This is a genomic window from Chitinophaga sp. (assembly GCF_035761305.1).
GTDB lineage: Bacteria > Bacteroidota > Bacteroidia > Chitinophagales > Chitinophagaceae > Chitinophaga.
On record NZ_DASTRI010000251.1, the window covers coordinates 1 to 5006 of the forward strand.

Annotated in this window: 4 protein-coding genes; 1 reads left to right on the top strand and 3 read right to left on the bottom strand. The window is 51.9% G+C overall.

The window, feature by feature from the left end; translation table 11 throughout:
* Positions 1-348 (top strand): CHAD domain-containing protein (locus VFS25_RS21090; RefSeq protein WP_326464161.1); only part of this gene is annotated, 348 nt, incomplete at its 5' end.
* 2 nt (positions 349-350) lie between these two features.
* Here VFS25_RS21090 and VFS25_RS21095 read toward each other — a convergent pair.
* From VFS25_RS21095 to hutI, 3 genes are all read right to left on the bottom strand, one after another.
* Positions 351-2774, bottom strand: a complete 2424-nt coding sequence (locus tag VFS25_RS21095; protein ID WP_326464162.1) for an ABC transporter permease — start codon at positions 2772-2774, stop codon at positions 351-353.
* A 109-nt stretch (positions 2775-2883) separates the two neighbouring features.
* A complete protein-coding gene (gene hutG, locus VFS25_RS21100) occupies positions 2884-3870 on the bottom strand; it encodes a formimidoylglutamase (RefSeq protein ID WP_326464163.1) in 987 nt (328 codons plus the stop codon).
* Positions 3867-5006: imidazolonepropionase (hutI, locus tag VFS25_RS21105; RefSeq protein ID WP_326464164.1), on the bottom strand; the 1140-nt coding region annotated here is incomplete at its 5' end. The genes hutG and hutI, both read right to left, overlap by 4 nt.

Consider the following 5006-nt stretch of genomic DNA (forward strand, 5'->3'; position numbering starts at 1 on the left):
ATACCTGCCAGCCATGCCGACGCTGAAAAATGGCACAACCTGCGGAAAGATATTAAACGCCTGCATTACCAGCTGGAAGCAGTACAGCCGCTGTTTGACGGGGCCATTGCCCTGCCGGCCATGCTGGCGTTTACAGACGGAGCAGGCAACCGCCTGGGTAACTGGCACGATCTGCTGGCATTGCAGCAGCTGATACGCAGCCATATGGAGCTGATGCAAAGCCATCAAATACCTGTTCCGCAAGATGTTGAAGAGGTGTTGCAGCAGCTGGCGGCTGATACCAGGCAGCAGTTGCAGGAAAGCAGGGAGTATATAAAGGCAAAGCCGGTGGTGGAATGGCCGGTGTAGCTTTATTCTGTATGTAAACTTTTTACCGGGTTGGCAATGGCTGCTTTAACGGCTGAATGTCCTGCTGTAAGCCATGCAATTAATACCGACGACAATAGCGTAACAATAAAGAACCCCGCTCCGAGGTTTATCCTGAAAGTGTATTGCTGCAGCCATTCTTGCATAAAGTACCAGGCCAACGGCGTGGCAATGAGAAAAGCAATGGAAATTAATGCTGTAAACTCCTGTGAAAGCAGCACAACAATGTTGCCTGCAGATGCGCCCAGTACCTTTCGGATGCCGATCTCCTTTTTTCTCCGTGCAGCCATAAAAGACACCAGCCCGTATAAACCCAGGCACGATATGAATATGGAAAGCCCTGCAAATATTTTAAAGAGCTGTGAAAGCTCGGCCTCCTGCTTGTAGTAGGCAGCTACAGTTTGGCCAATAAAGTGGTATTCAAACACGTAATCCGGGAACACGGTGTTCCATATCTTTTCTATGGCAGCAATGGCGGCGCGGGTTTTACCAGGCGCTATTTTGATGTTGGCCATGCGGTATGTTCTTTTTAATGTTGTCATGGCTACCATGTTTACAGGATCACGCAAAGAGGCGGTATGGTAATCCTTCACCACGCCTACAATCGGCCATGCGCGTCCATCTGCCGGTGCTGCAATATGCTTGCCGATGGCTTCCTGCGGGCTGCCCAATCCCAGCTTTTTTACCAGGCTTTCATTTACAATAAATTCCCGCGCCGTATCTGAAGCAAAGTACCTGCGCCCTGCCACCAGCTGGAGTTTGTAAATATTAAAGTAACCGGTATCTGCCGGCTTCATTGTTACAATAAGATCTGCCTTTCCGCTATTATTGGTGCCCAGGCGCAGATCAGTAGCCCAACCTCCATTGCCTACCGGTGCAAATGCGCTGAAGCTTACCGCCTGTATACCCGGCTGCTGTAATAACAGGTTACGTACCAGGTCTGTTTTTGACTGGCCAATACTATCGCGTGGAAAGCCGGCAGTTATAACCGCTTCCCTGCTAAAACCCATATCGGTACTGTTAAAATAATTGAGCTGGGAAACCACTACCAGCGTGGCGATAATGAGTACCTGCGCAACTACGAACTGCAACACTACCAGGGCCCTGCGCAAGGTAATGCCTTTCATCATGTTCTGGCTGATACGGCTTTTCAGGGCGTTAACCGGGTTAAAGCCCGATAATACCAATGCGGGATAAAAGCCGGCCAGCAATGTTACCGCCAGCCAGGCAACCAGTATAAATACCATTACTCCAGGACTGAACAGCATTTGCAGTGGTATATTGACTTCCAGCAGCCTGTTTAAATATGTTATACAAAAGGCGGCAATAATCACGGCCGCTGTAACCGCTATCAGACAGGTAATACCTGTTTCACCAAAGAACTGCAGCACCAGCTGCCGCCGGTTACTGCCCAGCACCTTGCGTACACCTACTTCCCGGGAACGGCTAACGGCATTGGCGGTAGAAAGGTTAATGAAATTAACGCAGGCGATAATAAGCAGGAAAACGCCTATAAGGCTCAGTGCAGTGATCAGTGTGTTGCTAAATATTCTATGATTAAAGTTATCCAAACGTTTATCAAAATGCAGCTCATTCAACGGTTGCAGCTGCAGCGCATAATCCCTGTTTTGAGGCGATACATGCTTTGCTAAAAAAGCAGGCAGCAAAGCATTCATACGTGCGGCGGAACTACCGGGCCGCAGCTGTACAAAGCAATAATGGTCTGTCCAAAGCTCTACCCAGTTCTGCAAATCTTCGCCCAGCGCACCAATGGTGGCATGGGATATTACAACGCCTAAAGGGAAATCCGTGTTAGGCGGGGGATTATCAATAATACCCGTAACCCTCACAGGAAGGCCATACACTTTAAATATCCTACCTGTGGCCTGCTGCCAGCTGCCAAAGTATTTCTGGGCCATATGCTTTGTAAGGAACGCGGTATTGGGCTCATTAAGCGTATTGGCAGGATCGCCTTCAATTACCCTGAAGTTAAATATGCTGAAGAACTGGGGCTCTGCAAAGAAAACACCAAGATGCTCTTTAAATTTCTTCACCGTTTCACCTGCCCGGTTGGTAACCAGCACCTGTACATCCCGGTCGCCATAAATAGCGGCCGATGTTTCTATCTGCGGGTATTCTGCTCTTAATGCGGCTGCCAGGGGGAAGGATGCGCTGGGCGAATAGCCGCCATTTTTACCAGCTCTTACCACCCGGTAAATGCGGTCTTTGTTTGCATGAAAAGTATCAAAGCTCTTTTCATAGGCAACCACAAGAAATATCAGCAGAAAAGCGCTAAAGCCCACTACCAGGCCGGTAACATTTATAAAGAAATGACTTTTGTTACGCAGCAGGCTGCGGAAACCGGTTTTGATATAGTTATTGAGCATAATGGTTGAAATTGCGAACACAATGCCACTTTGCTATTTGCATGAAAATCAAATAGATAATGTTATGGGAGATTATTTCCGGTGTCCGGTTTCATTACAAAATGTCCGAAAGCGGACAATTGCGAAGGCGCTACAAATTCATCACGGCCTCAAACAGCAGGGCTGCAGCCAGTTTGGCGGTACGGTTATCTATATCAAAACCGGGATTAAGCTCTGCGATGTCCAGCCCGGCCAGGCGGCCGCTTTGTAACAACAGGCGGTAACATTCCATAAAAGCGCCGTGCGGCAGAATGCCGTTGTAGGCGGCAGCGCTTACGCCAGGGGCATAAGGGGCGGCAAAAACATCCAGGTCAATGGTAAGATAAAAACGGTCTATCCTTCGTAAAAAACCGGCAACAGCGGCTTTAAGGGTAGGCATATCCTGCATGTGAAAAACAGCTGCCGGAACTTCCTGTACCTCCAGCTCACGCGCTACGCGAAACAGCTGCTGTGTATTGCTATGCGCCTGTATGCCCAGCGCCAGGTAATGAAAGGGCTTTTGCTGCTCATAACAGTCCCGGGCCAGCTGCATAAAACCGGTGCCGGAAGTAGCTCCCTGGTTGTTGGGCATGCGCAGATCGAAGTGCGCGTCAAAATTAACAAGGCCAATGGTCTGCGTGGGGAAAGCACTGTAGATACCACGGGCATGGCCATACGTAATTTCATGACCGCCGCCCAATAGCACGGGAGTATAACCCCCTGCCACTATTTGCTGTACCACTTCGGTTAATGCATCCTGCGCGGTTTCCAGCTGCCGGTTGTTACAAACAATATCACCTGCATCTATCAGCAATGTGCCTGCGGCAAAGTGCACCGGCAAATCAGCGCATGCCCTGCGCAAAGCCGCCGGCCCCTGTGCCGCCCCTACCCTGCCTTTGTTGCGGCGCACGCCTTCATCGCAGGCAAAGCCTAACAATGCAATACCTTTTTGGCCGCGCCGCAGCGGCGGTAAAGGCTCCTGTAAAAGATGCACGGCCTGTATGTGCTGGTGCCATCTCAGCACTTCCTTATCGGTACCGTCTATACGGCCCGTCCATATATCCGTAGGGGTGGGTTGATAATAGGACTCCGCTATCATTGCTCATTATTTATAAGGGCGCCGCTTTTCCACACCAGTGCTGGTTTCAGCTTGCCTTGGTAATACAAAATATCACGGTAATCCGCAGTGGCATAGGCCTGCATGTCGGCCGTAAACCCAGGCTGCAGCTGGGCGGTGCCGGTAAGCTGCAGGGCCGGTGCAGCGCGTACGGTTAATGCAGCCAGGGTTTCTGCCATAGAAAGGTGTTGAGCCGCGCTTAATACCGCTGCCTGCAGCAGCAGATCGCCCATGGGCGCAGAGCCGGGGTTCCAGTCGCTGGCAATGGCCAGGCTGGCGCCGACATCCAGCAGCTGCCGGGCAGGCGCATAGTGCATGCCCAGGCCTAATGAAGCGCCGGGCAATACTACCGCAGTTGTATTGGAAGCAGCCAGCAAAGCTATTTCTTTTTCTGTGCTGGCCTCCAGGTGGTCGGCAGAGAGGGCGCCGGTTTCCACGGCCACGGCGCTGCCACCCGCGCTGAACTGGTCGGCATGTACGGTGGCGGCAAACCCGAGCTGTTTGGCGAGCTGCAAAAAAGTGCGTGCATCCGTAGGCGTAAAGGCAGTATCTTCCACAAAAATATCCACCCGGCCGGCCAGCTGTTCTGCTTTTACCACAGGCAGCAGCTCGGCCACTATCCAGCTTAAATAATCCGCGGCGTTGCCGTTAAAATCTTTAGGCAGCATATGCGCCGCCAGGCAGGTAGGCACCAGCGTGGCAGCCGTATGCCGGGAAGCGCTTTGCACGGCCTGCAGCATTTTCATTTCATTTACCATATCCAGCCCGTAACCGCTTTTTACTTCCAGCGTAGTTACGCCCTCCTGCAGGTGGCGGTTGGCGCGCGCTACGATATTTTCCGCCAGGGTAACGTCGTCGGCTGCACGGGTTTTAATTACAGAGTCCCATATGCCGCCGCCGGCGCGGGCTATCTCCAGGTAGCTTTTACCGGCAATGCGCATGGCATAGTCGCGGTTACGGCTGCCGGCAAAACAAATATGCGTATGGCAGTCAATGAACCCCGGCAGCAGCACCATGGGCTTATCAATAAAATATACCTCGCATTGCGGGTAGGCCCGCCGCAGCGTGGTAAAACGGTCCAGGGCGCTAATGGCGCCGCCCGCAACCAGCACACCTGC

Excerpts from the sequence above, each read along its gene's own strand:
- hutG (WP_326464163.1), bottom strand. The coding sequence starts at position 3,870 with ATGATAGCGGAGTCCTATTATCAACCCACCCCTACGGATATATGGACG.